The sequence below is a fragment of the Atopomonas sediminilitoris genome (assembly GCF_022601735.1).
In the GTDB taxonomy this organism is placed as follows: Bacteria; Pseudomonadota; Gammaproteobacteria; order Pseudomonadales; family Pseudomonadaceae; genus Atopomonas; species Atopomonas sediminilitoris.
In genome coordinates this window covers 59859-83710 of record NZ_JAKUMM010000005.1, presented here as the reverse complement: position 1 = coordinate 83710, position 23852 = coordinate 59859, and the positions used below count along the sequence as shown (strand labels likewise).

At 59.8% G+C, this 23852-nt stretch carries 24 protein-coding genes; 14 read left to right on the top strand and 10 right to left on the bottom strand.

Annotation, left to right across the window (positions count from 1 at the left end):
* Window positions 1-36 precede the first annotated feature (36 nt).
* The 6 genes from tmpT to def are packed head-to-tail and all read right to left on the bottom strand — an operon-like array spanning window position 37 to window position 5202.
* Complete coding sequence (gene tmpT / locus MKI83_RS08785) at window positions 37-678, bottom strand: thiopurine S-methyltransferase (protein WP_241584974.1); 642 nt, start codon at window positions 676-678, stop codon at window positions 37-39.
* A gap of 4 nt (window positions 679-682) precedes the next feature.
* Window positions 683-991, bottom strand: coding sequence for a tetratricopeptide repeat protein (locus tag MKI83_RS08780; RefSeq protein WP_241584973.1), 309 nt, complete (start codon window positions 989-991; stop codon window positions 683-685).
* The gene (trkA, locus tag MKI83_RS08775) at window positions 991-2364 is read right to left on the bottom strand and encodes a Trk system potassium transporter TrkA (protein ID WP_241584972.1); all 1374 of its coding nucleotides are present in this window, start codon (window positions 2362-2364) and stop codon (window positions 991-993) included. Before trkA ends, MKI83_RS08780 begins: the two co-directional genes overlap by 1 nt.
* Before the next feature lie 24 nt (window positions 2365-2388).
* A complete protein-coding gene (rsmB, locus tag MKI83_RS08770) occupies window positions 2389-3687 on the bottom strand; it encodes a 16S rRNA (cytosine(967)-C(5))-methyltransferase RsmB (protein ID WP_241584971.1) in 1299 nt (432 codons plus the stop codon).
* Window positions 3684-4631, bottom strand: a complete 948-nt coding sequence (fmt, locus tag MKI83_RS08765) for a methionyl-tRNA formyltransferase (RefSeq protein WP_241584970.1) — start codon at window positions 4629-4631, stop codon at window positions 3684-3686. Before fmt ends, rsmB begins: the two co-directional genes overlap by 4 nt.
* Window positions 4632-4689: 58 nt before the next feature.
* The gene (def, locus tag MKI83_RS08760; protein WP_241584969.1) at window positions 4690-5202 is read right to left on the bottom strand and encodes a peptide deformylase; all 513 of its coding nucleotides are present in this window, start codon (window positions 5200-5202) and stop codon (window positions 4690-4692) included.
* A 150-nt stretch (window positions 5203-5352) separates the two neighbouring features.
* Between def and MKI83_RS08755 the strand changes: the two genes are divergently transcribed.
* From MKI83_RS08755 to aroE, 5 genes are all read left to right on the top strand, one after another.
* Window positions 5353-6378, top strand: coding sequence for a LysM peptidoglycan-binding domain-containing protein (locus tag MKI83_RS08755; protein WP_241584967.1), 1026 nt, complete (start codon window positions 5353-5355; stop codon window positions 6376-6378).
* Between the two features lie 71 nt (window positions 6379-6449).
* Complete coding sequence (gene dprA, locus MKI83_RS08750; protein ID WP_241584966.1) at window positions 6450-7553, top strand: DNA-processing protein DprA; 1104 nt, start codon at window positions 6450-6452, stop codon at window positions 7551-7553.
* A 67-nt stretch (window positions 7554-7620) separates the two neighbouring features.
* Window positions 7621-8178 carry an L-threonylcarbamoyladenylate synthase gene (locus MKI83_RS08745; protein ID WP_241584965.1) on the top strand — a complete coding sequence of 186 codons (558 nt, stop codon included), beginning with the start codon at window positions 7621-7623 and terminating at the stop codon, window positions 8176-8178.
* 35 nt (window positions 8179-8213) lie between these two features.
* Window positions 8214-9140 (top strand): oxygen-dependent coproporphyrinogen oxidase, encoded by a 927-nt coding sequence (gene hemF / locus MKI83_RS08740; RefSeq protein ID WP_241584964.1) that lies wholly within the window; start codon window positions 8214-8216, stop codon window positions 9138-9140.
* Complete coding sequence (gene aroE / locus MKI83_RS08735) at window positions 9140-9982, top strand: shikimate dehydrogenase (protein WP_241584963.1); 843 nt, start codon at window positions 9140-9142, stop codon at window positions 9980-9982. The genes hemF and aroE overlap by 1 nt, the downstream gene beginning before the upstream one ends.
* A 7-nt stretch (window positions 9983-9989) precedes the next feature.
* On the opposite strand, the gene MKI83_RS08730 is transcribed toward aroE, so the two are convergent.
* Entirely contained in the window at window positions 9990-11972 is a 1983-nt protein-coding gene (locus MKI83_RS08730) for an alkyl/aryl-sulfatase (protein WP_241584961.1), read from the bottom strand.
* Window positions 11973-12008: 36 nt separating this feature from the next.
* Between MKI83_RS08730 and MKI83_RS08725 the strand changes: the two genes are divergently transcribed.
* From MKI83_RS08725 to MKI83_RS08700, 6 genes are all read left to right on the top strand, one after another.
* Entirely contained in the window at window positions 12009-13037 is a 1029-nt protein-coding gene (locus tag MKI83_RS08725; RefSeq protein WP_241584958.1) for a LysR family transcriptional regulator, read from the top strand.
* Window positions 13038-13172: 135 nt separating this feature from the next.
* Complete coding sequence (gene pbpG / locus MKI83_RS08720; protein ID WP_241584957.1) at window positions 13173-14054, top strand: D-alanyl-D-alanine endopeptidase; 882 nt, start codon at window positions 13173-13175, stop codon at window positions 14052-14054.
* 330 nt (window positions 14055-14384) lie between these two features.
* Window positions 14385-15368, top strand: coding sequence for a phospholipase C/P1 nuclease family protein (locus MKI83_RS08715; RefSeq protein ID WP_241584956.1), 984 nt, complete (start codon window positions 14385-14387; stop codon window positions 15366-15368).
* The gene (locus MKI83_RS08710) at window positions 15352-16611 is read left to right on the top strand and encodes a peptidylprolyl isomerase (RefSeq protein WP_241584955.1); all 1260 of its coding nucleotides are present in this window, start codon (window positions 15352-15354) and stop codon (window positions 16609-16611) included. Before MKI83_RS08715 ends, MKI83_RS08710 begins: the two co-directional genes overlap by 17 nt.
* Complete coding sequence (locus MKI83_RS08705) at window positions 16611-17192, top strand: hypothetical protein (protein ID WP_241584954.1); 582 nt, start codon at window positions 16611-16613, stop codon at window positions 17190-17192. The genes MKI83_RS08710 and MKI83_RS08705 overlap by 1 nt, the downstream gene beginning before the upstream one ends.
* Before the next feature lie 73 nt (window positions 17193-17265).
* Window positions 17266-17718: a 3'-5' exoribonuclease domain-containing protein gene (locus tag MKI83_RS08700; protein WP_241584951.1), complete on the top strand. Its 453-nt coding sequence runs from the start codon at window positions 17266-17268 to the stop codon at window positions 17716-17718.
* Between the two features lie 12 nt (window positions 17719-17730).
* On the opposite strand, the gene MKI83_RS08695 is transcribed toward MKI83_RS08700, so the two are convergent.
* Window positions 17731-18561 carry an extracellular medium-chain-length polyhydroxyalkanoate depolymerase gene (locus MKI83_RS08695; RefSeq protein ID WP_241584950.1) on the bottom strand — a complete coding sequence of 277 codons (831 nt, stop codon included), beginning with the start codon at window positions 18559-18561 and terminating at the stop codon, window positions 17731-17733.
* Between the two features lie 185 nt (window positions 18562-18746).
* On the opposite strand from MKI83_RS08695, the gene MKI83_RS08690 reads away from it, so the two are divergent.
* Both MKI83_RS08690 and MKI83_RS08685 read left to right on the top strand, forming a co-directional pair.
* Window positions 18747-20498, top strand: a complete 1752-nt coding sequence (locus MKI83_RS08690) for a DUF1302 domain-containing protein (RefSeq protein WP_241584949.1) — start codon at window positions 18747-18749, stop codon at window positions 20496-20498.
* A 12-nt stretch (window positions 20499-20510) separates the two neighbouring features.
* Window positions 20511-21872 carry a DUF1329 domain-containing protein gene (locus tag MKI83_RS08685; RefSeq protein WP_241584948.1) on the top strand — a complete coding sequence of 454 codons (1362 nt, stop codon included), beginning with the start codon at window positions 20511-20513 and terminating at the stop codon, window positions 21870-21872.
* Window positions 21873-21899: 27 nt separating this feature from the next.
* Here MKI83_RS08685 and MKI83_RS08680 read toward each other — a convergent pair whose 3' ends face one another.
* Window positions 21900-22529, bottom strand: coding sequence for a TetR/AcrR family transcriptional regulator (locus tag MKI83_RS08680; RefSeq protein WP_241584947.1), 630 nt, complete (start codon window positions 22527-22529; stop codon window positions 21900-21902).
* Window positions 22530-22638: 109 nt separating this feature from the next.
* Here MKI83_RS08680 and MKI83_RS08675 point away from each other — a divergent pair, with 109 nt between their 5' ends.
* Window positions 22639-23445: an alpha/beta fold hydrolase gene (locus MKI83_RS08675; protein ID WP_241584946.1), complete on the top strand. Its 807-nt coding sequence runs from the start codon at window positions 22639-22641 to the stop codon at window positions 23443-23445.
* On the opposite strand, the gene MKI83_RS08670 is transcribed toward MKI83_RS08675, so the two are convergent.
* Window positions 23425-23847, bottom strand: a complete 423-nt coding sequence (locus MKI83_RS08670; protein ID WP_241584945.1) for a PA0061/PA0062 family lipoprotein — start codon at window positions 23845-23847, stop codon at window positions 23425-23427. The genes MKI83_RS08675 and MKI83_RS08670 overlap by 21 nt on opposite strands.
* Between the last annotated feature and the right edge of the window lie 5 nt (window positions 23848-23852).

Below are 23852 nucleotides of genomic sequence, written 5' to 3'. Positions count from 1 at the left end.
AGGTTTAGCCATCGCTAATCAAAGCGCGCAGGGTGTTTAGCGTTTGGGGGCGAGCAACCAGACTTCTTCGTGGGCAGGGCACTGGCCTTTAAGCCCGCCGTCGAGCGGTTCGCTGGCCAGCCGTTGACAGTCATAGTGCGCGCCGTACAGCTCGTGGATGTCGGCGCTGGGTACGGCAAACGGCGGGCCGGCCAGCAAGGCCTGTTGGTAGTCAAAGCTGATCAGCAGTTGTGCGGCGTTGGGATACAGACCGATTAACTGGGCGGCATAGGCTTGGCGCATCTGGGCCGGTAAGGCGACCAGCGCGGCACGGTCATACATCGCGTCAGCCGGACCAAGGGTGGCGGTGTCGAGCGTGAGAATGTCGCCGACTTCAATCTGGATTGCCTGCGCTTGGTAACTCACGCGGGTTGCCTCGCGGAGCACTGTGGGCGTTATGCCGAGCTCTTGAAACAGCTGCTGCACCGCAGATTCATTTAGCTCGGCGCCGACCACGCGGTAGCCTGCTTGCAACAACCAGCCAATGTCGCGGGTTTTACCGCACAGCGGCACAAACACGCGGCTGTGGGCTGGCAACGCCAGCGCGGCAAAAAAGCGTATGAGCAGCGGATTCACCTCGGCGAGGTGAAAGCCAATCTCGTTCTTGCGCCAGCGGCGATGCCAAAAATCCGCTTCCATGGGCCTACTTATCCAGCTTGCGCAGGAACACCTGCATTTCTTTTTCTGCCTGCTTGTCGCCTTTGCGCTGTGCGGCGGCGATGCCTTGTTGCCATGCGTTGCGCGCGTCGTCGGCGGAGCCTTGGCTGAGCAGCGCTTTGCCCAGTAGCTTCCACGCGGCGGAGTAGTCTTGATCAAAGGCGAGGCAGGCGTGCAGGTGCTGCGCGGCCGCTGCGGCATCGCCTTCATCGAGCAAGGCTTTGCCGAGGCCGAAGCGCAGCAGGGCGTTATCCATGCCACGCGTCAGCAGGCGTTCGAGGTTGGCTTTGTCCATCAGAAGAAGGTCAGGCCGACTTGGAACAGGCGCTCCACATCGCGGATATATTTCTTGTCGACCAAGAAGAGGATGATGTGGTCATCGGATTCGATCTCGGTGCTATCGTGCGCGATCAGTACTTCTTCGTTGCGAATAATCGCGCCGATGGTGGTGCCAGGCGGTAGTGGGATATCACGAATCGCGCGGCCCACGACCTTGCTCGACTTCTTGTCGCCATGGGCGATGGCCTCGATGGCCTCGGCGGCGCCGCGCCGAATGCTGTACACGCTGACGATATCGCCACGGCGCACGTGGGTGAGCAGCGTGCTGATGGTGGCGGTCTGCGGGTTGATCGCAATGTCGATCACGCCGCCTTGAATCAGGTCGACGTAAGCCGGGTTGTTGATCAGGCACATGACCTTCTTGGCGCCCATGCGCTTGGCCAGCATGCACGACATGATGTTGGCTTCGTCGTCGTTGGTCAGGGCGAGGAACAAGTCCGTGTCGGAGATATTTTCTTCTTGCAGCAGGTCGCGGTCCGAGGCGCTGCCCTGCAACACGATGGTGTTGTTCAGGGTTTCCGAGAGCTGGCGGCAGCGCAGTGGGTTTTTCTCGATCATTTTGACTTGGTAGCGGTTTTCAATCGCTTCGGCCAAGCGCTCGCCGATGTGACCGCCGCCGGCAATCACAATGCGGCGATGGCTTTCGTCGAGGCGGCGCATTTCGCTGATCACCGCGCGGATGTTGTTGCGGGCGGCGATGAAGAACACTTCGTCGTCGGCCTCAATCACCGTGTCGCCTTGCGGAATAATCGGCCGGTCGCGGCGGTAAATGGCGGCGACGCGGGTATCGACATTGGGCATGTGTTGGCGCAGGTGGCTAATGGCGTGGCCGACCAGCGGGCCGCCGTAATAGGCTTTAACGCCGACCATTTGCGCCTTGCCGCCGGCGAAGTCGAGCACTTGCAGGGCGCTGGGGTATTCGACCAAGCGCTTGATGTAGTTGGTGACTACCTGCTCGGGGCTGATCAAGACGTCGATCGGGATCGCTTCGTTGGCAAATAAACCGCTACGCGTGAGGTAGGCGGACTCGCGAACGCGGGCAATCTTGGTCGGGGTGCGAAACAGGCTGTACGCGACTTGGCAGGCGATCATGTTGATTTCGTCGGCGTTGGTCACCGCAATCAGCATGTCCGCGTCTTCGGCACCGGCTTGGCGCAGGATGGTCGGCAACGAAGCGCGACCTTGCACGGTGCGGATATCTAGGCGGTCGCCGAGGTCACGTAAGCGCTCGCCATCGGTGTCGACCACAGTGATGTCGTTGGCCTCGCCGGCCAGGTGCTCGGCGAGGGTGCCGCCGACTTGGCCCGCGCCAAGAATGATGATCTTCATTTTCGCCTCTTGAGTAAGAACCGATCACGCCGCGCTGATTTTAATCAGCTTGGCATAGTAGAAACCGTCGTGGCCGTTTTCTTGGGCAAACAATTGCCGGCCATGTGCTTGTTTGTGTCCCCAGTGGCCGGGCATGTCGAGCTCGCGGGCACTGGGTGTTTGCTGCAGAAATTGCGCGATGACCTGGCTATTTTCCGCCGGCAGCACCGAACAGGTGGCGTACAGCAGAATGCCGCCGACCTCGAGAGTGGGCCACAGAGCCTGCAATAGCTGCAGCTGTAAGACGGACAAGGCCTGAATGTCGCTGGCTTTGCGCAGTAGCTTGATGTCGGGGTGACGGCGGATTACGCCGGTGGCTGAGCACGGGGCATCCAGCAGAATGCGTTGAAACGGCTGGCCATCCCACCACGCGTGGGTATCGCGAGCGTCGGCGGCGGTCAGTGTCGCGGCAAGTTTTAGTCGGGCCAGGTTGTCGGCCACGCGCGCAAGGCGCTCGGGCTCTAAATCCAGCGCCTGCATGGCGACGGGCTGTTGCTCCAGTACGTGACAGGTTTTGCCGCCGGGGGCGCAACAGGCATCCAACACGCGCTGACCGGGGCCGGCCTCGAGTAAGTCGGCGGCGAGCTGCGCGGCTTCATCCTGCACGCTGACATGGCCGTCGGCAAAACCGGGCAGTTGCTGCACATCGCACGGCGCTTGCAGGGTGATGCCAAATGGCGCGTGTTCGCAGGCGTTGGCGGCAATATTGGCGCTGTTAAGGCGCGCAAGATAATCATCGCGGCTACCGTGCTGGGCATTCACGCGCAAGCTCATCGGCGCTTGGGCGTTGTTGCCGGCGCAGATGCTCTGCCAATGCTCGGGCCAGTCTTTTTTCAGGCGCTTGAGCAGCCAGCCCGGGTGGGCGTAGCGCGCGCTGTCGTGCTCGTCGGCGGCTAACAGCAGGGACTCTTGCTCGCGCTGGGCGCGGCGCAGCACGGCATTGAGCGCCCCTTTGGCCCACGGTTTTTTCAGGGTTTGGCACAGGGCGACGGTTTCATCCACCGCCGCATGGGCGGGAATCCGCAGGTAATACAGTTGATACAGACCGCACAGCAGCAAGGCCTGCAGGTCGCTGTCGTCCTTTTTGAAGGGTTTATCCAACAATAAGGCGGCTAGGGTTTGCAGGCGCGGTAGCAGGCGGCAAGTGCCGTAGACCAACTCTTGCAGAAAGCCGCGCTCGCGCGCTTCGACCTTGTCGAGCAAAGGCGGCAGCAGGCTGGCGAGTGAGCCGTGTTGCTGCAGTAAGCCGCTGATGGCGTGACAGGCGGCGAGCCGAGGGGTCATGCCAGCACCTGACCGGGGGCCAATTGCTCGCGGCGGCTGTTGAGCAAGTCAGCCACGGCTAAGGCTTTACCGCCGGGCAGTTGCAAGTGGCTCACGCGCAAAGCGTGGGTGCCGCAAGCAATCAGCAAGCCTTCGCGCTCGGCCGCGAGCACCGTGCCGGGAGCGGCGCTGTGCGCGTGATTTTCGGCGCGCGCCACCCAAATTTTAACGACGGTGTCGCCTAGCTGGCTGTGGCAGATCGGCCACGGCGTGAAGGCGCGGACTTGCAGGGCTAAGTCTGCTGCGGGGCGTTGCCAGTCGATGCGGGCTTCGTCTTTATTCAGCTTGTGCGCGTAGGTTGCCTGCGCATCATCCTGCACTTCACCACGCAGGCGGCCGGCGGCAAGGCCGTCAATGGCCTGTAGCACGGCTGGTGGGCCGAGCTCGGCCAAGCGATCATGCAAGCTACCGCCGGTATCTTCGGCGCTAATCGGCGTGCTGACTTTTAGCAGCATGGGGCCGGTATCTAGCCCCGCTTCCATCTGCATCACGGTGACGCCGCTTTCTACGTCGCCGGCTTCAATCGCGCGTTGAATCGGTGCCGCGCCGCGCCAGCGCGGCAGCAGCGAGGCATGGCTGTTGATGCAGCCTAGGCGCGGAATATCGAGCACCGCTTGCGGCAGAATTAAGCCGTAAGCCACCACCACCAAGAGATCGGGTTTGAGCGCCGCTAACTCGGCTTGGGCTTCGGCATCGCGGAGGGTTTTGGGCTGAAAGACCGGAATGTCGTGTTGCAGGGCCAGTTGCTTGACCGGGCTCATGCTGACTTTATGACCACGCCCAGCGGGGCGATCGGGCTGACTGTAAACCCCCACCAAGTGATGCGGGCTGTTGATCAGCGCCGCCAAGTGGCTCGCGGCGAATTCGGGGGTGCCGGCAAACACGATGCGCAGGGCTTGGCTCATAAACATTCCATCATCAGAGTGCACAAGGCCAGCGTGATGCTGGCCTTGGCAGAGGGCTTTAGCCGCGGGCTTGCTGTTTGTGTTGCTTTTCCAGCTTGCTCTTAATGCGGTTGCGCTTGAGGGCCGACAGGTAGTCAACAAACAGCTTGCCGTTCAAGTGGTCGCATTCGTGCTGAATACACACGGCGAGCAGGTCTTCACAGATCATTTCAAACGGCTGGCCATCGCGGCCTAAGGCCTTGACCTTGACCCTTTGTGGGCGATCGACGTTTTCATAGAAGCCGGGCACCGACAGGCAGCCTTCTTGGTATTGCTCCATGTCATCGGTCAGCGCCTCGAAAGACGGATTGATAAACACCAACGGCTGGTCTTTTTCTTCAGAAATATCAATGACTACGATGCGCTCGTGGACATTGACTTGAGTGGCGGCCAAGCCAATACCGGGGGCGTCGTACATGGTTTCGAACATGTCATCGATCAGCTGGCGAGTAGCGTCGGTAACCGCGGTGACTTCTTTGGCTACCGTGCGCAGGCGCGGATCGGGAAATTCGAGAATGCTCAGAATCGCCATATGCGTTTGTGATCCACTTATGGAATAAAGCTAAAAAGCGCTGCTAAGATGATGAGCAGCTTGGAAAACGTTTGTGCCCCCGCCATCCGAGGATGGCAAATGCAATGCGGGGCGTGCCACGTCAATACACATAATAAAGGGATTCCGCGCATGAGGAAAACACTCGTCGCCCTGATGCTGGCAGCCGCCAGCACACTCGCCCATGCCGAGGCACTGCTTAAAGAAGGGCATCCGCAAAATTACACCGTGGCCAAAGGCGATACCCTGTGGGATATCTCCGGCAAGTTTTTAACCTCACCGTGGAAGTGGCCAGAAATCTGGCACGCCAACCCACAAGTGAAAAACCCCCACCTGATTTACCCGGGTGACACCCTAAGCTTGGTGTACATCGACGGTAAGCCGCAGCTGATGCTGAACCGCGGCACCGATCGCGGCACTATCAAGTTGGTGCCAGGGGTGCGGACTACCCCGTTGGCAGAAGCGATTCCGACTATTCCGCTGGATAAGATCAACGCTTTCTTGCTGTCTAACCGCATTGTAAATACGCAGGCCGAGTTTGATGGTGCGCCGTATGTGCTGGCCGGCAATCAAGAAAGTGTGATCAATGGCGTGGGTGACACCATCTTTGCACGCGGCAACTTTGCCGGCGCTGACAAGGCCATGGGCATCTTCCGTCAAGGCAAGACCTACACCGATCCGGTGACCAATGAGTTTTTGGGCATCAACGCGGACGATATCGGCACTGCAGATAAGCAGGCGGTAGATGGCGACATCGTGACCATGGTGTTGACGCGCACCACGCAGGAAACCCGCTTGGGCGATCGCCTATTCCCCACCGAAGAGCGCGGTATTACCTCGATCTTTCAGCCCAGCGAGCCTAGCTTGCCGATTGATGGGGTGATTTTGGATGTGCCGCGTGGCGTGACTCAGATTGGTGCCATGGATGTTGTGACCATCAACAAGGGCACCCATGACGGCTTGGCTGAGGGCAATGTGCTGGCCATCATGAAGACTGGCGAAACCGTGCGCGATGTGGTGACCGACGAGTTCATCAAGGTGCCGGATCAGCGTTCGGGCTTGTTGATGGTGTTTCGTGCGTATGACCGTCTGAGTTACGGCTTGGTACTGCGTGCCAGCCGCCAGTTGGCGGTGAAAGATCGGGTCACCAACCCGTAAGTTTGCCAACGCCGCCTTCGGGCGGCGTTGTTGTTTTGACGTACCACGTTTGCCACCAAGGACGGCTGGCCATGTTTGAAGCTCCCGATCAGCGCCAAGCGCTGTTGCGCTTACACCTTTTACCGGGCATCGGCAGCAAGCGCTTGCAACACTTGTTAGCCGCCTTTGCCTCGCCGGTGGCGGCGTTACAAGCGCCGGCCTCCGCGTGGCGCGCCTTGGGTATGCCGCGCGAAGCTTGTGCGGCGCGGCGTGACAGCCAGTTACGCCCAGCCATTGACGCTACCTTAGCGTGGGCTGAGCAAGCGGATCATCACCTGCTGTGTCTGGGCGAGCCGGATTATCCGGCGTTGTTAGCAGAAATCCCTGATCCACCGGCACTGTTAATGGTGGCCGGCAGTGTGGCCTGCTTGCAGCGCCCCGCGCTGGCGCTGGTGGGTAGCCGACAAGCAAGCCTTAGCGGCGCGCGCTGCGCCAGTGAGTTCGCCCGTACGCTGGCGGCTGCCGGCATGAGCATCGTCAGTGGCTTGGCGCGTGGCATCGACACCGCCGCGCACCAAGGCGCGTTAGCTGAGGTGGGCGGCACTGTGGCGGTCTTAGGCACAGGGCTTGGACATATTTATCCGGCCAGTAATCGTGCGTTAGCCGAGGCGATCATCGCCAACGGCGGGGCGCTGGTCTCAGAGTTGCCGTTGTTGACCGCGCCCGTGGCGAGTAACTTTCCGCGCCGCAACCGCATCATCAGCGGCTTGAGCTTGGGCACCTTGGTGGTTGAGGCGGGGCTTAACAGCGGCTCGCTGATCACGGCCCGCTTGGCCGCAGAGCAAGGTCGCGAGGTGATGGCGATCCCCGGTTCGATTCACCACCCGGGCAGCAAGGGCTGTCATCAGTTATTGCGTGACGGCGCGGTATTGGTAGAACAAGTGCAAGATATCTTCGATAGCCTCCACGGCTGGCAGAGCCTGTTGGCCGCGCCTGCTGCATGCGGCGTGCAGGGTTTGCCGCTGACTGCTCGCCAACAACAGGTGTTGGCTGAGTTGGCTGTTTGCGCGCAGAGCAGTGATCAGCTCAGCCACCTGCTGAGCTGGCCGCTGGCCGAATTGCTGGGCGAATTGACCGAGTTAGAGTTATCGGGCGTTATCGCGCAGCAAGGTGGTCGCTGGCAGCGAGTAGACTAAGCGCCTTGGGGCGCGACTAGAATCATCGGTGCCCTGCTTTGTTTTGCGCGACGACCAAGGAGTCCTTATGCCCAGTTCCGTTGTCTTGAGCCATGCGGCGCGCATTATCAATGCTGGCGGCGTGGTGGCTTACCCGTGCGAGGCCGTGTGGGGGCTGGGTTGCGATCCGTGGGATGGCGAGGCCGTGGCACGCCTGCTGCTGCTCAAGCAGCGCCCCGCGCACAAAGGGCTGATTTTGGTCAGCGGCGCGATCGAAGATTTTGCTTGGCTGCTGCACGATCTCGCGCAAGCCAAATTAAGCGAGCTGCGCCTGTCTTGGCCTGGCCCACACACCTGGCTGGTGCCGCACCAAGGCCGTGTGCCGGTGTGGATCAGTGGCGACAGTGACTGCGTGGCGCTGCGGGTGAGCGCTCATCCCGGTATCGCCGCGTTGACCGCGCTGACAGGACCGCTGGTCTCAACCTCGGCCAATATTGCCGGTCATCCGGCGGCGCGCTCACGCCTGCGTGTTGAGCAATATTTTCATGCCGCGCTGGATGCCATTGTGCCGGGTGCGTTGGGGGATGCGGCCAATCCCAGTATGATTCGCGATCTGATGACCGGCGCCACCTTGCGCCGCGCTTGATGCAGGCGTGCCCTGCCCCCTCAAGGAGATTGGCGATGAACACCGCGCAAGCCGTCGACACGGTAAAAAACTACCTCTTGGATCTACAAGACCGCATTTGTGCTGGGCTTGAGGCGGCGGATGGGCGTGCGCGCTTTAGCGAAGACAGTTGGACGCGTGAAGCCGGTGGCGGCGGGCGTACCCGCGTGATTGGCGATGGCGCGCTGATTGAAAAGGGCGGCGTTAACTTCTCCCACGTGTTTGGCACTAATTTGCCGCCTTCGGCCTCGGCGCATCGTCCAGAGCTTGCCGGGCGCAGCTTTCAGGCGCTGGGCGTGTCGTTGGTGATTCACCCAGAAAACCCGCACGTGCCGACCTCGCACGCCAATGTGCGCTTCTTTATCGCCGACAAGCCGGGTGAAGAACCCGTGTGGTGGTTTGGCGGCGGTTTCGACCTCACCCCCTATTACGGCGTCGAGGAGGACTGCGTGCACTGGCACCAAGTGGCGCATGATGCTTGCGCGCCGTTCGGTGATGAGGTCTACCCGCGCTACAAACAATGGTGCGATGACTACTTTCTGCTCAAACATCGCGGCGAGCCGCGCGGCATTGGTGGTTTGTTTTTTGATGACTTGAATGCCGGTAGCTTTGAAGACTGCTTAGCCTTTATGCAAAGCGTTGGCGATGCGTATTTGAAGGCGTATTTGCCGATTGTTGAGCGCCGTAAGCGGACGCCGTTTTCACCCGCGCAGCGCGACTTCCAAGCCTTCCGCCGTGGCCGCTACGTGGAGTTCAACTTGGTGTATGACCGTGGCACCTTGTTTGGCTTGCAGTCCGGCGGGCGTACCGAGTCGATTTTGATGTCGTTGCCGCCGGTAGTGCGTTGGGGTTACGACTGGAAGCCAGAACCCGGCACGCCCGAGGCACGCTTGACCGAGTACTTCCTCAAAGATCGTGATTGGCTGAGCGAGGCGCGCGGATAATGGTGGCAGGGCTTGATCAATACGGCGTGTTTGGTAATCCGATTGGCCACAGCAAGTCGCCGCTGATTCACCGCTTATTTGCCGAGCAAACGCGGCAAACCATGAATTACGAAGCCTTGCTGGCGCCGTTGGATGGCTTCGCCACCTTTGCCAGCGATTTTTTTGCCCGTGGCGGCCGTGGCGCTAACGTGACTGTGCCGTTTAAGGAGCAAGCGTTTGCCTTGGCCACTCAGCTAAGTGAGCGTGCCGAGCGCGCCGGCGCGGTGAATACCTTGTGCCGGCATGCCGACGGCACCTTGCTGGGCGATAACACCGATGGTGCCGGTTTGGTCCGTGACCTCATGATTAACGCGCAGTGGCCACTGAAGGCGCAGCGCATCTTGCTGCTGGGGGCTGGCGGTGCGGTGCGTGGCGTGTTGCAGCCGTTATTGGCGCAGCAGCCCAGCGAGATTGTGATTGCCAACCGGACGTTGAGCAAAGCCGAAGCCCTCGCTCAGCACTTTGCCGATCTTGGCCCAGTATTGGCCAGCGAGTTTGCCTGGTTGCAACAGCCGTTCGACATCATCATCAACGGCACCTCGGCCAGCTTGTCGGGGGCGTTGCCGCCTTTGCCGGCGGCGGTGATCCGTGCGGGTCACACGCGCTGCTATGACATGATGTACAGCGCCGAGCCCACCGCCTTCAACCAGTGGGCGCAGGATCTGGGCGCGGCCGCCTGTATGGATGGCCTTGGCATGCTGGTTGAACAAGCCGCCGAGGCATTTCTGCTTTGGCGCGGGGTGCGCCCCGACAGCGCGCCGGTGCTGGCCGCCCTGCGTGAGCAGTTGGCCGCCAGCGCGTAAGCGCAACTTATTCGCTGCGGGTGACGATCGCAAAGCGCCCATCGGGCTTGTCCAGCAGGCTAAAGAATTCCCCCAGCTTCAGCACGCTACCGTCAATGCTGACCTCATCCGAGGTCAGCAAGCTGGCGGCGCCGGCTTTGCCGATCACCATTTGCAGGAAGAAGTCTTTGCTTAGGCTCAGTTGCGCATCGCGCTCGACGGCTTCTGCAGCCGCTAAAGTGCGGTGATGCAGCACGCTGTTCTCTAGCCACAACAGGTAGCGCGCGCCGCTGTCGGTGAAGTCGAGCACGATGCGCAGGCTTTTGCCTTCGGCGGCTTGCGCGTCCAGTCGTGTGGCCATGCTGTCGAGAAAATGTTCGGTGTCGGTATGGCGCAGCATGTCGAGCATCATCGCGGGGCTAAACGCCTGCTCCGGCAAGCCGTGGCGTAGCTCGTAGGCGCCGCTCAGGTAAAAGTTGCGCCACGGTGTGCCCTCAGCCTGATACCCCAGCTGCTCGAAGGCTTTAGCTTGTAGCTCGCGGGCGGCTTGATGGTCGCGGTCGGCATACAGCAAATGCTTACCCAGCTCGGCGGCCCAGCGATAGTCGCCGTCGTCGTAGGCCTTTTGTGCCGCCTTGAGCATGGCCTCGGCACCGCCGGCGAGCGCGACGTAACGCAGCGCGGCATCCGCTTGTGGTAACGGGTCGAGGTTGGCAGGTTGGGCATCAAACCAGCCTAAATAAAACTGATAAATCGCCTTCACATTGTGTTTTACCGTGCCGTAATAACCGTGCACCGACAGTTGCTGGTCAAGGCTGGCGGGGAGCCGAATGCGCTCGGCAATTTCGTCGGCATGCAGCCCTGCATTCATCCAACGCACGGTTTGGTCGTGCAAAAAACGGTACACATCGCGTTGCCCAGTGAGGAAGCTACGAATGTTCTCGGCGCCCCACACCGGCCAGTGGTGTTGGTTAAACAGCACCTCGGCTCCGTCGGCTTGGGTCAGCAGGGTTTGTAGGTAGTTCGACCATTGCTTGGCGTCGCGCACTTTGGCGCCGCGCAGGGTGTAGAGGTTATGCAGGGTTTGGCTGACCAACTCGGCACCGGCAAAGGCTTTGTGCTGCGGCAGACTAAACGTCAGCTCGGCGGGTGCTTCTGCCCCGGGCATGCTGTGGAAGATGAACGGCACGCCGTCGATGCTCAGCGCTTGCGTGGGCTGATCAATGATGAGCGTGGGCGGCAAAATGCCGGCTTGGCCAAACGCCACTGCCTTGCCGAGGCCGTTATCTACCAAACCAGTGCTGCTGCGTGGCAGGCGTTGGCCGTACATGTAGCTGGCGCGGCGTGCCATGGCCAACCCCATCAGCAGGTTTTCGCTGGTGGCTTCGTCCATAAACCCCGCCGGCGCAATGATCGGGACTTGCCGCGCTTGTGCCTCTTCGGCGCTCAGTACGCCCAGCACGCCGCCAAAGTGGTCCACATGACTGTGGGTAAACACCACCGCCGAGATCGCTTGCTCGCCCAAGTGTTGCCGAGCAAAGGCAAGGGCGAAGGCGGCTGTCTCGCGTGAGGTTAGCGGGTCGACCACGATCCAGCCGGTGTCGCCGGCGATCAAGGTCATGTTGGCCAGATCAAAACCGCGTAGCTGCCAAATACCCTCGCTGACCTTAAACAGGCCGACTTGGTTGTTGAGTAAGGCTTGTCGCCATAGGCTGGAGTTGACCGTGTCGGGCGCGGCGCCGTGGATAAAAGCAAAGCTGGCAAAGTCCCAGATCACGTCGCCGTCGGCATTGCGCACTTGCCCGCTCGGTGCGGCGATCAAGCCTTGCTGTGCGGCGGCGAAGCTGGCGCTGTCGCGTAAGTCGTAAGCCTCTGCCACGGCAGCATGCTGGGCTTTTGTGCTGGCGCTGGCTGCACTGTTGCTGGGTGGTGTGTCGTTGCTGCAGCCGGCCACGCTGAGCGCAAGGCAGGCGCAGAGCACGGCACAGACGTGGCGAAGGCGATAGGTCATGACGGGGCCTCGGGCGTTGAGTGATTTGGCGGCTCGATGACAGAAGATTGCGCTGCCGGTTACGATGCGTCCAATGCATTTAACGCATGTTTTTCATTCTTGGAGCGCATCATGGTCGATCTGCGCCACTTACGACATGCCTTGGCGTTGGCCGAACATCGCAACTATGCCCGCGCCGCCGAGGCGGTGCATCTGACTCAATCCGCCCTGACGCGCAGTATTCAGACCCTAGAAGCGCAGCTCGGCGAGGTGTTGTTTGACCGCGGCGGCCGTGAGGTCACGCCCACGGCGATGGGCGAATTGGTGCTGCGTCACGCCCAGCAACTGACCTTGGCCTCGCTTGAGCTGGAGCGTGACGTGCAGCTGGCGCGCGGACTCGAGCTTGGCGAGCTGCGCATCGGCGTGGGGCCATTTGCCGGCGCCGCCTTGGTGGGGCCGGTGTTGGGACAGCTCAGTACGTTGCACCCGCGCTTGCAGGTCGAGGTGGTGATTGCGCCCTGGCAAGAGTTACCCGCGCGCCTGCACGCGCGTGAAATCGACCTGATGGTGGCGGACCTGCACGAGATCGAGCAGCAGGCCGACTACGAGCTGCGCCCCTTTGGCGAACACCTGACGCTGCCGTTGTGTCGTGCTGAGCATCCGTTGTTAAACGCGCAGGCCGTCAGCACCCTGAGTGTGGCCGATTTGCTGCGCTACCCTTTGGCAGGGCCGAACTTGCCGCTGCAAATTCAGCAGCAGTTTTTGCAGCGCTTACCGCCAGCGCTGCGCGAACAGGTGGGGGCGCGCTTTAAGCCGACCTTGCTGTGTGACAGCTCGGCGGTGCTGCGCAGTATTTTGCTCAGCTCCGACGCCATCGCCGTGATGCCGCTGTTTATGCTCGCCGAGGAGCTCCGCGCCGGCCGTTTGGTCGCGCTGGCGCATCTGGATTTTGGCCTGCGAGGGCACTTGGGGGCGGCTTGGTTACGCGCTCGGCGCTTGTCGCGGCCGGCGCAGTTGTTTGTGCAGCTCTTGTTAGCGCATGCCGCCACGCTGCAAGGCCACGATGGGCTTTCCAGTCGTGGCTAAGTGGCCGGTTTTACCCGCGTATCGGCAACGTCGGTGGTTTTTCAGCGGCCTGCTAGGCGGCACGCGGCTTACTCCCTATACTGCGCCGCCCGCGCTATGCTGAGCGCCGATAACCCTTTGTTGTGGAAGCTAATCGTGTCCCTATTTCGCGCCTTAAGCAGCGTTGTGCTGCTGTGTAGTCTGGCTGTCAGTCCTGCCGTTTTTGCCGCGCCCGTGCAGCAGCTGGCGTCGGGAAGCGCGCTGTTGGTGGATATGAACACCGATGAGGTGCTGTACGCCGAGAATCCCGACTGGGTGGTGCCGATTGCCTCGGTGACCAAGCTGATGACCGCTATCGTCACGCTCGATGCCAAGTTGCCGCTCGAGCAAGCGCTGCCGATCACCATCCGTGATGTGCACGAGATGCAAGGCGTGTACTCGCGCGTGCGGGTGGGCAGTGTGATCAGTCGCCGAGAAATGCTGTTGCTGACGCTGATGTCCTCAGAAAACCGCGCGGCTGCGAGCCTTGCCCACCACTACCCCGGTGGCGTGCCGGCGTTTATCAAGGCGATGAACGCCAAGGCGCAAGCGCTGGGCATGAGTAACACCCGCTATGTCGAGCCGACGGGCCTGTCTGAGCACAACGTCTCTAGCGCGCGTGACTTGGTCAAGTTGCTTAAGGCCACGCGTCAGTACCCGATGATGAGCGAGCTGAGCACCAGCAAAGAACGCACCACGACCTTCCGCCAGCCGCACTACAGCTTGGGTTTTCGCAACACCAACCGCTTGGTTTACAAGGCAGATTGGAGCATTCAGCTGACCAAAACCGGCTTCACCAACGCCGCCGGCCATTGCTTGGTGATGCGCACGCAAATGGCCGGTCGCCCCGTGGCGTTTGTGGTGCTGGATGCCTTCGGCAAGTACACCCACATGGCTGACGCCAATCGCTTAAAGCGTTATCTGGAGACCGGCAAGGTCTCCGCGGTGCCGGCTGCTGCCTTGTCTTACAAAAAGCAGAAACTGGCGCAACGTCAGTAACGCTGCATTTGGCAGACCCGTTGCCAGCACAACGTCTGCACCCGCAGCTGCACCACCACGCCGCGCGCTGAGATTTACCTCGCGCGCGGCGTGGTCGTTTGTGCAGATCGGCCAGTGCTTTGGCGATCGGGCCAATCTTCTGAGCGGCCCTTGTCGGGCCTAACAACGCACCCTAGGCTGCTGTGCTGGAGTCTTCGACAAGGCGCTGCGCGCCCTAAAAAATATAGGGTGCAAGGCTAGTTTTGTTAAGGCTCCAGCGGCCGTGTTGTCACGGCGGCGACAACTTCACCTGTTGCAATGCTCAAACCCAATAAAAAAAGAGAGCTCACCATGAAACACCTCACCGCACTGGCGGCGGGTCTGGCTTTGGCTGTGTCAGCGACACAGGCCAGCGCTTGGACTCAGCCGACGCACAAAAACATCGTTAAAGACGCCCTCGCCTTCATGAACTCCAGCTACGCCACGGCGGAGATGAAGCGTGCTTATCAGTTTTATGTCGGCGCGGCCGGCAGCGAAGCCAAGGCTGGCGACATCCTCGGTCAAGCGGCCTACGACGTCGACGACTTCAAAGACACCCGTCTGGGTGGCTGGTGGGTCGGCTATGAGCGCGCGCCGGTGTATGGCTTGGCGGCCTCGATCGTCAGCTACACCTCGTACTGGCACTTCATCAACATGGGTCGTCAGGGTGATGCCCACGGTAACGACCACGGCGGCTACGACTATCGTTACCACAAGGTCGATGGCGGCATTGCCGATGTGGATTGGTACGCGATGGTGTACTTGTACAACCGTGGTCTGAAAGACGACGACTACAACACCACCGAAGCCAACTACCGTCAGGGCAGCCGCTCTAACTGGAAAGAGCACTACGATGACTTCCAGAAGATGGCTTTCCAGCCGATCGACAACTTGGCTAACTACTGGTTCGAGCAGTTCAAGCGCGCGCCTTCGCTGCAAACCATCGGTTACTCGCTGCACGCCACCGGCGACGTGGCGCAGCCGCACCACACTTGGATTACCTCGGCCAACGGCCACTCCAGCTGGGAAGGCTGGGTGGAAGATAACTACCAAAGCAACCAGCTGAATAACCCCGCTGCAGTAGCGGCGGTCGTGACTGGCTACAGTGCCGCTAAGCCCTTGCGTGACACCATCACGCAAACTGCGCAGGTGGCATATCAGCACCCTGAGCCGCTGTACGACACCAGCCACACCACGCGTTTGCGCGTGGCCAAGAAGCTGATCCCAGAATCGATTGCCTCGACCGTCACGGTGTTGACCAAGGGCGCTAATCATTTCTATGGCCAGTCGCTGTAAGCGCACGGTCGGCACGTTCACCCTGCTGCTGGGGCTTGCCCTCAGCAGCAGCGGTTGGGCGAGCAGCGACCTGATCATCAACGGCACCCGGCTACCGGCCAAAAGCATCGCCTTGCTGGAAAAAGCGCTGACCCGGGTGAAATTCAACACCGATCTAAGCCAAGTTCGCCAAGGTGTGGTGGATAACCATGTGCTGGCGCAGGCGGTGGCCGGTGATTTGAGCGCGGCCAATCAAGCGAGCCTTGCGGTGGATCTGGAGCTGGAAAGCGCCGATCTGCTGGAGCGTGTGCTTGGCAAACAGCTTGAGCGTGACTTTCAGCCCTACCTCAGCGCCCCGCAGCCGATGACCAGCGCGCAGTTGGCGGCTTTGCTACAACCGCGCGCCGGTTTAGTCGCGTTGGATAGCTTGTGGTTGGATCAAAGCCAGCGTGCCGACGTGGCGCAAGCGACGCTGGTCACGTGGCAGTTTCCACAGCAGCCGGCGCACGCGTTAAGCCTGCTGGAGGTGTGGGACAGCGTTGCCGTGCAGGGCAAGGTCGAACTACAAAAAGGCAACCTGCAGTACTTGGGCCAGCAAGTGGCGCAACACCTGCAGCGCGCGTTCTATTGGTATCAGCTCAAGGATCTGGGCTACAGCCAAGCGGAGATCGACGGTATTCGCACCTTAGTGCGCGACAAGCTGGTGCGACACAAATACATGCACCAACTGGGGCTGCACAGCGACTTCCATCACGAGACGCCGGTGCTTAAAGCCATGGCTGCTAAGGTCAGCGACGCCGAGGCCAAGGACTACTACCAAGCGCATCAAGCCGAGTTCATGAACGTGGCGCAAGTGCAGGCAGCGCATATTCGTCTTGATAGCCAAGCCAAGGCCGACGCCGTGTACGCTGAAATCGAGCAAGGTTTGCCCTTTGCCGAGGCCGTGCGGCAATACTCATTGGCGCAGGACAAAGAGCAAGACCCTCCGGGTGACTTGGGCTTGGTTCGCCACGATGACCCCAACTTGAGCTTTCTGCATAAAACCGCGTTGATTCAAAAAGCCGATAGCGTGTCACAGCCGATGTGGCTCGATGGCTTTTTTGAGATTGTGCAGGTGCGCAGCCGACAAGATCGGTTGTTGCCATTGAGCGACCCCAGCGTGCGCCGCGAGGTGAACCAGCAGGTGGCGCGTATCAAGCTGGCGCAGCAAGTGGAAACGCAGCTGGCAACGCTGCGCGCCAACGCCAAGGTGCAAGGCCTGTGATGCGTTGGTTGTTGGTGGCCGCAGGGCTCAGTGGCGTTGGTGTTGGCGCGGTGCTGTGGTGGTACCCACAGCCCGCCGCGCCGCAGGCCGTGGTACCGGCGAGCAACATGCCAGTGCCCACGGTTGGTGGAGTATCGACTGGGCCGAAGGCGGTCGCGACTAACGTCGATGCCTTTAGCCTGAGCCCTGCACCACAGGCCCCTACGCCTGCGCAGGACAGCCCCGAAGCAACACCGTTAAGCCCCGCCGAGGCGATCACCTTGATGCAGGTGATGGCTGAACAAGGCGATCCGCGCAGCCCTGCGCTGCTGCAGAGCGCCCCGCGCGCCTTGCCCAGCGCCGCGCAGTTGGCTGATCCGCAGCAGTACAGCGACTACGAGCAGCAACAGTTGGATGACTTGCTGCGCAGCTACACCGGGATTGTTAAAGACATTCCCCAGATCAAACAGCGTATCGACCAAGCCGAGCAGTTGGGCGAACGCACGCCAGAAGAAATTCGCGAGGCGCGCTTAGCGGTCGAACAACTCAGCGCCATGCAGGCGCGTTTGCAACAAGAAAAGCCCAGCCTGCTGCCGCAATAAACGCCCCGCAGTCGACGCCGTGCACGTTAGCTTCTAGTCTGACAAGACATAACCGTCGCAAGGATGCCACCGCATGGCGTTGGTCTTTATCGATACCGAATTCACTGATCTGAAGGCGGATGCCCTGCTGATCTCGCTGGCGCTGGTCAGTGAAGAGGGCAGCACCTTTTACGTTGAACTGAATGATCATTGGCACGAACACCAATGCAGCGAGTTTGTGCGCGAGAACGTACTGCCGCAGCTGAATCTGGCCGAGGACGGTATGTCGCTCAGCGAAGCGGCCTTAGCGCTGCGCAGCTTTGTCGAAAGCCTCGATGGCCACGTTGAAGTCGCCAGCGATGCGCCGGTCTGGGACAGCATGATGCTTGACCAGTTGTTCAGCGCCAGCGGCGTCCCTTGGCCTGGCCGCTTGCAGCGCAAGTTCAAGCACGTCGGCCACCTGCGCGATGACCTGCCCGACAGCCTATTTCCTCACCATGCCCTCGAAGACGCACGCCAGCTGGCACTGGCGTGGGCGCGGGGGTAGTGGTGTTAGTGGTTATGGGTGCTGATCAAACCACGCTTTGATTGTTGCCGGCGAGCGAGCAAACCACTCATGTCCGCCGCTGAGTTCGGTGTGTCGTGCCGTCGCGATACCTTGGTACAGCAATCGGTCGTAATACAGATCCATGCTCCACCAGGGCACGACGGCATCAATAAAACCGTGCACAAATAACGTGGGTGGATGGTCGCTTGGCAGGTTGTCTGGCACGAGGCATAGCGGCCCCGAGCACGTTGCATAAGAGCCAGATTGCACCGCCAGCGCGCGAAACTCGCCGGCGAAGGACACCGCCATGCGGCTGGTGTTGTAGCCGCCGCTGGAGATGCCGGTAGCGTATTGGCGCTGCCTGTTCAGCGGGCCAAAGGCGCCGCCGTGCATGGCGGCGAGAACATTGTTGAGAAAGTCGAAGTCGGTGCTCAGTTCATACGCCTGCGCTAGGCCGGGGATATTGGTTTGCCAGAACAAATCCGCTGGCGCGCTGGGGGCAATCACCGCGTAGCCACCCTCTAACAAGGCTTGAATTAACTTGCCTTGGTAGTAACCGCCAAAGGGCATGTTGCTGTAGTAGGTGAAGTTATTCAGCGGGAAAAACGAGCCTTGGTAAATCAGCACCGCCGGCCATCCTGCTGCCGGTGGTGTGCCGCTGGGTACTTGGTAGATCACTTTACGTTGGCCCACCACGCCGGAATCAATCCAGCGTGATTGATAGCTGCAACTGACTTTGGCCGGTAGCAGCAAGGTCTTGCTGCGCTCGCTACAGGGCGACTGAGCAACGCTCAGGCTACTGAATAGGCTCAAGGCGGATAGGCAACACAGGGTGCGTAACATGTTGGCGATCCTCGATAGGACTAGGGCCCTATAGCGATAAATCGGAATTTAAGTTCCGTAAATACGATTCTGACCGACGGTATCGCCATTTCACTGTTACAAATTAAATCTTGCGCATTGCCGATTGCAGGTCTATTTATTGGAACCGATGTTCCGATTCCAAAAATAACCACGAGGAAAACATCGTGAGCGCACACGGACGATGCCCTCTCGCACTCGGCGCAATCGCGCTGATGGGTTGCAGTACTGCGAGCCAAGCGTTCCAAATCCGCGAGCCGGACTGGACGCTATCCATCGATACCACGCTTTCCTACGGCGTTAGCTACCGCATGGAAAGCCAAGACCGGCGCTTGATTGCGCGCGCCAATGGTGGGCGCGGCGATAACGCGGCCCTGATCAACAGCGATGACGGCAATCTCAACTTCAAAAAAGGCGAGTTGTTTTCCCAAGTGGTCAAGGCGGTCAGCGACTTGGACTTCAACTACCAAGGCCGCTATGGCGTGTTTTTGCGCGGTAAAGCGTTCTACGACTTTGAGCTGGAAGAAGACGGCCGTAGGCATCGCGCGATCAGCAGTGACGGCCTCGATGAAGCGGGCTCCAGTGCCGATATTCTGGATGCCTTTGTTTACGGTAGCGGTACATGGCTGGATGAGCGCGCCTTTAACCTGCGCGTGGGGCGGCAGGTGATTAACTGGGGCGAGGGCCTGTTCTACCAAAACGGCATTGGCGTCACCAATCCAGTGGACATCAACGCCTTGCGCGCGCCAGGCTCGGAGGTCAAAGAGGCTTACATGCCGACCTTTATGCTCTACGGCTCGTTCGAGCTGCGCGATAACCTGAGCATTGAAGCCTATTGGCAACCCGGTTGGGCGTGGGAAGCCTCAAAAATCGACCCCTGCGGCACCTATTACTCCACCCTCGATGTGCTCGGCGAAGGCTGCGATTACTTAAGCGTATCGCCACTGCAAGAGCCGCTTACCAGTGGCCGCGCCTTTGACAGCCCAGTCGCCGCACAAGCGTATGCCGATGCTTTGCCGGCTGGGGCGATCAATAACCTCATCAAGGGTTATCTGCCGACCACGTTTATTCAGCGTGACAGCGATGTGGATGCTGACTCGGCCAGTCAATACGGTCTAGCGCTGCGCTGGTTTGTGCCCGAGCTTAACGATACGGAGTTCGGCGCCTATTACCTGCGTTACAGCATGACCGCGCCGATGCTTGGCCTCACCGTGGCGCAAACCACCACGCTGCCGGTGGTCGGTGCTTTGCCCGTGGCCAATACCGCGCGTTATTACGCCGAGTATCTGGAGCATCGTGACCTGTATGGCGTGAGCTTCAACACCACCCTAGGCGGTGACACTTGGCTGAACGGCCTGTCGTTGGCTGGTGAGTTGAGTTTCCGCCCCGATACGCCGATTGCCTTGGGCTTAGGCGAGTATCTGCCCACTGCGTTAACCGGTAGCACTCGCGGCATTAGCCCCGGCACGCGCCTCGATGGTTATCGCGAGAAAGACATGCTGCAGGCCTCGTTGGTCGGTATCTACAACTTCAACGGCTTGCTAGGTGCGGACTCGGCGACGTGGCTGAACGAAGTGGTGGCCAGTCGCGTGCAGGGGCTGGAGTCCAATGTGGATTACTACGGCGCTACCAGCAGCGCCTGGGGTGCGCAAACCAGCCTGTCGCTGACCTACAGCAACGTCTTAAACCTGGTCAACGTGGTGCCTTCGGCGAGCTACCAATACGGTATTAACGGTGTGGCGCCGCAGTTAACCAATGGTCTGTTGGAAGAGGCCAAAGGCTACTCGTTGGGTGTGGACGCCATCTACCAAGAGGCCTTCACCGTCGGCGTGAAATACGTCGGTTACAGCGGCGCGGGGCTGGCGAATAAGCGTAGCGACCGCGACTTTTTGAGCCTTAACGTCAAATACAGCTTCTAAGGAGAGATGCGCATGAACACTGCAATCCTAGTGCGCGCTTTGGGCGCCATTGTCTGCGGCTTAGCAGCCGCCAGCGTGCAGGCCAAAGTGAGTAGCGAAGAGGCGGCGCAATTGGGCGCAAGCTTAACCCCCGTCGGCGCCGAGCAGGCTGGCAACGCCGCTGGAACTATTCCGCCATGGCAGGGCGGATTAAAACAGCAGGCCGATGCTTATGTAGACGGTGAGGGCTACCGCGACCCGTATGCCAGCGATCAGCCGTTGTTCGCCATTGAGCACGCCAATGTGGCGCAGTACCGCGAGCAGTTAAGCCCGGGACAAATCGCCATGCTGCAACGTTACCCCAAGACCTGGCGTTTGCCGGTCTACCCCACGCGGCGCTCGGCCTCGTACCCCGACAAGGTCTATCAAGCGATCAAGGCCAACGCACAGAGCGCGCAACTGCTGGACGGTGGCAATGGCTTGGCGGATTTCACCGTGGCCACGCCGTTTCCCATCCCCAAGTCGGCGCTGGAAGTGTTGTGGAACCACCTAGTGCGTTATCGCGGCGACAGCGTCAAACGCTTCTACGCACAAGCGGTGCCGCAGCAAAACGGCAGCTTCTTTGTCAGTAGCATCGAAGACTTGTTCTTGTTCAACCCTGCTGCCGGTAATCAAGCGCAGCAAAACGGCAATGTACTGTTTTATTTCCGTCAGTCGGTACTGGCACCGGCGCGCTTAGCCGGCACCGAGCTGTTGGTGCACGAAACGGTTAACCAAGTGCAAGAGCCGCGCTTAGCATGGCTGTATGCCGCCGGTCAGCGCCGTGTGCGGCGTACACCCAATGTGGCCTACGACTCGCCCGGCACGGCCTCAGACGGCATGCGCACCACGGATAACTTCGACATGTTTTCCGGCGCGCCGGACAAATACGACTGGCAGTTATTGGGCAAGCGTGAACAGTTCGTGCCCTATAACAGCTATAAGTTCGCCAGCAAGAAAAATCGTTATAAAGACATGATTCAAGCCGGACATGTGAATCCGGATTTATTGCGTTATGAGCTGCATCGCGTGTGGCATGTGCGGGCGACGTTAAAAGCCGGCCAGCGCCATCAATATAAAACCCGTGACTTTTACTTTGATGAGGACAGTTATCAGTTACTGGTTATTGATCACTACGACAATCGCGATAACTTATGGCGTGTGGCGGAGTCATACACCATTAATTATTACGACCAGCCGTTGTTGTGGACTGCAGGTGATGCGGTGTATGACTTAATCAATGGTCGTTATGTGATGGGCATCTTATCCAACGAAGAACCGCAAGCTCAGTTTGGCGTCGCGTTAAGTCCCAATGACTTTACCCCGGCACAACTGCGCCGAGAGAGTCGACGCTAGTCATCATAACGTTAGGCCGATGCTGATTTATTCAGCGTCGGCTAAATCGTTGTGCAGATAGCTGCAAACCATGCGCGCCAGTTCGGCCGGTAGTTGCGCGTTAGGGGTGCGCCCCAGTTGGCCTGTGAGGGTGTGGTAATTCATGCTGGCCAACAACACGTGAGCGAGTAAGTCAGCGGCCTGCGCGGGGTTGGGGTGTTTGCGACCCTGCAAGCGGGCCAGGGTCAGTAAGCTAAAGGATTGTGCAATGTAGGCATTTAATTCATGAAAGCGCTGGCGAAATTGTACATCGCCGCTGCTGCGGCGAATGAGTGCGCGCAATAAACCTTCACGACCATGGAAGAGCATGAGGACATGGCTGATATAACGCTCAGTCTGGGCGAATAAATCCAGCGGCTGGCTAAGTAGCGTTTCATTCAGTTGGTCGATAGCGCTGCGGCTTTGTTCAACAAAGCGTTGGTGTACGGCATACAGCAGTAAGTCTTTATCGCCAATTAGGCGATAAAAGGTGCCCACGGAAGATTCTGCCTGTTGCGCGATATGCGCAATGCCGGTGTCTTCAAATTGATTGTTTTGCAGTAAATCGGCAGCCACATTTAAAAAGCGCTCGAGGGCTTGTTGGCTGCGGGCTTGGCTGGGACGAGGAATGCGCTGCATTCAAGTTCTCACATTAGAGTGCAATTAAATTATGCACGTTAATGACGGCGAGCAAACATCCTTTTTTGCAGTGTTGTTTTTATTAATTCACATCACAAGGAGCGATGTCATGTTACAGGTTGATTTGCCACAAGGCACATGGCGTTACGAACGTTATGGTAGCGGCAGCCCCGTGTTGTTGCTACACGGTTTAGGTTCGGCACGGCAAGATTGGCAGGCGCAGTGGTTGGCCCTGTCACAGGATTATCTGGTGATCTGTGTTGATTTGCCCGGCCACGGCGAGGGACGGCGCTTACTTAAGCGCACGGCGTTGCCGGAATTAGTGACTGAGCTGGCTGCGTTTGTTGAAGCCTTAGCGCTGGGGCCGTGTGCGGTGGTGGGGATGTCGATGGGTGGCATGTACGGCTTTGAGTTACTGGCGCAGCGCCCTGATTTGGTCACCCGCTTGGTGGCCATCAACAGTGCGCCGCATTTCCCTGTGGATACTTGGCAAATCCGCAGCAAACTCTGGCTACGCGAGCGGTTGGTGCGTTGGTTTGGCTTGTCGGCATTGGCAAGCAGCTTAGCGAAGAAGCTGTTCCCTTATCCGCAACAGGCCGCACTGCGCGAACAGTTGGTGGCGCGGATCAGCGCGAACCGGATGCCTGATTACTTAAACGCCTTGCATGCCTTCCCGGGCTGGTCTGCGTTGCCACGGCTAAAAGCATTGCCCACCCCCATCTTGGTGGTTAGTGGCGATCGCGACTACACCCCCTTGGCGTTTAAACAGGCTTATGTGGCGCAGTTGGCTAATGCGCGGCTGGAGGTGGTGGCGGACTCTGGTCACGCCACCCCACTGGATCAGCCCGCCGCGTTGAACCAATTGCTGCAGGGGTTTCTGTTGGAGCCGATGCGCTCAAAAAGCCCCGCAGCGTAGTTCTTTGCCGCGGGCGAGTACTTGGCCTTGCTCGTCGAGCAGGCGTACGTAGCCTTTCCAGCCTTGTTTTTGTCCGTGCACGCGGTATTGCTGGCCGGCTTGAAAGTCGTAATGCAGACGATAGTGGCAGGTCACTTGAATCGTCTCGTTTTCGTCGCTCAGGCCGCCGCCGCTGGCGCGCTCGAACTGCAGCTTGACCTCAAGCTCGTGCTGGCCGGGGCTGAGGTCGACGTAACGGCCGTCGTGCCAGCGCTGGCCGTCGAGTTTGTCGGCCATTAATAGCTCGCCCGGCAAGTAGCTCATGGGGATGCGCAGGGCATCGTCGGCCTTCGGTGGCATGGGGCTGGCGCAGGCGCTTAGGGCGCTAACGGCGAGCAGTACACAGAGAGGGTTGAGGCGCATCGGAG

Bases quoted from the DNA above. Each gene is read 5' to 3' on its own strand.
- tmpT (WP_241584974.1), bottom strand. From the start codon at position 678: ATGGAAGCGGATTTTTGGCATCGCCGCTGGCGCAAGAACGAGATTGGC.
- MKI83_RS08780 (WP_241584973.1), bottom strand. From the start codon at position 991: ATGGACAAAGCCAACCTCGAACGCCTGCTGACGCGTGGCATGGATAAC.
- trkA (WP_241584972.1), bottom strand. From the start codon at position 2,364: ATGAAGATCATCATTCTTGGCGCGGGCCAAGTCGGCGGCACCCTCGCC.
- rsmB (WP_241584971.1), bottom strand. From the start codon at position 3,687: ATGACCCCTCGGCTCGCCGCCTGTCACGCCATCAGCGGCTTACTGCAG.
- fmt (WP_241584970.1), bottom strand. From the start codon at position 4,631: ATGAGCCAAGCCCTGCGCATCGTGTTTGCCGGCACCCCCGAATTCGCC.
- def (WP_241584969.1), bottom strand. From the start codon at position 5,202: ATGGCGATTCTGAGCATTCTCGAATTTCCCGATCCGCGCCTGCGCACG.
- MKI83_RS08755 (WP_241584967.1), top strand. From the start codon at position 5,353: ATGAGGAAAACACTCGTCGCCCTGATGCTGGCAGCCGCCAGCACACTC.
- dprA (WP_241584966.1), top strand. From the start codon at position 6,450: ATGTTTGAAGCTCCCGATCAGCGCCAAGCGCTGTTGCGCTTACACCTT.
- MKI83_RS08745 (WP_241584965.1), top strand. From the start codon at position 7,621: ATGCCCAGTTCCGTTGTCTTGAGCCATGCGGCGCGCATTATCAATGCT.
- hemF (WP_241584964.1), top strand. From the start codon at position 8,214: ATGAACACCGCGCAAGCCGTCGACACGGTAAAAAACTACCTCTTGGAT.
- aroE (WP_241584963.1), top strand. From the start codon at position 9,140: ATGGTGGCAGGGCTTGATCAATACGGCGTGTTTGGTAATCCGATTGGC.
- MKI83_RS08730 (WP_241584961.1), bottom strand. From the start codon at position 11,972: ATGACCTATCGCCTTCGCCACGTCTGTGCCGTGCTCTGCGCCTGCCTT.
- MKI83_RS08725 (WP_241584958.1), top strand. From the start codon at position 12,009: ATGACAGAAGATTGCGCTGCCGGTTACGATGCGTCCAATGCATTTAAC.
- MKI83_RS08715 (WP_241584956.1), top strand. From the start codon at position 14,385: ATGAAACACCTCACCGCACTGGCGGCGGGTCTGGCTTTGGCTGTGTCA.
- MKI83_RS08710 (WP_241584955.1), top strand. From the start codon at position 15,352: ATGGCCAGTCGCTGTAAGCGCACGGTCGGCACGTTCACCCTGCTGCTG.
- MKI83_RS08705 (WP_241584954.1), top strand. From the start codon at position 16,611: ATGCGTTGGTTGTTGGTGGCCGCAGGGCTCAGTGGCGTTGGTGTTGGC.
- MKI83_RS08700 (WP_241584951.1), top strand. From the start codon at position 17,266: ATGGCGTTGGTCTTTATCGATACCGAATTCACTGATCTGAAGGCGGAT.
- MKI83_RS08695 (WP_241584950.1), bottom strand. From the start codon at position 18,561: ATGTTACGCACCCTGTGTTGCCTATCCGCCTTGAGCCTATTCAGTAGC.
- MKI83_RS08685 (WP_241584948.1), top strand. From the start codon at position 20,511: ATGAACACTGCAATCCTAGTGCGCGCTTTGGGCGCCATTGTCTGCGGC.
- MKI83_RS08680 (WP_241584947.1), bottom strand. From the start codon at position 22,529: ATGCAGCGCATTCCTCGTCCCAGCCAAGCCCGCAGCCAACAAGCCCTC.
- MKI83_RS08675 (WP_241584946.1), top strand. From the start codon at position 22,639: ATGTTACAGGTTGATTTGCCACAAGGCACATGGCGTTACGAACGTTAT.
- MKI83_RS08670 (WP_241584945.1), bottom strand. From the start codon at position 23,847: ATGCGCCTCAACCCTCTCTGTGTACTGCTCGCCGTTAGCGCCCTAAGC.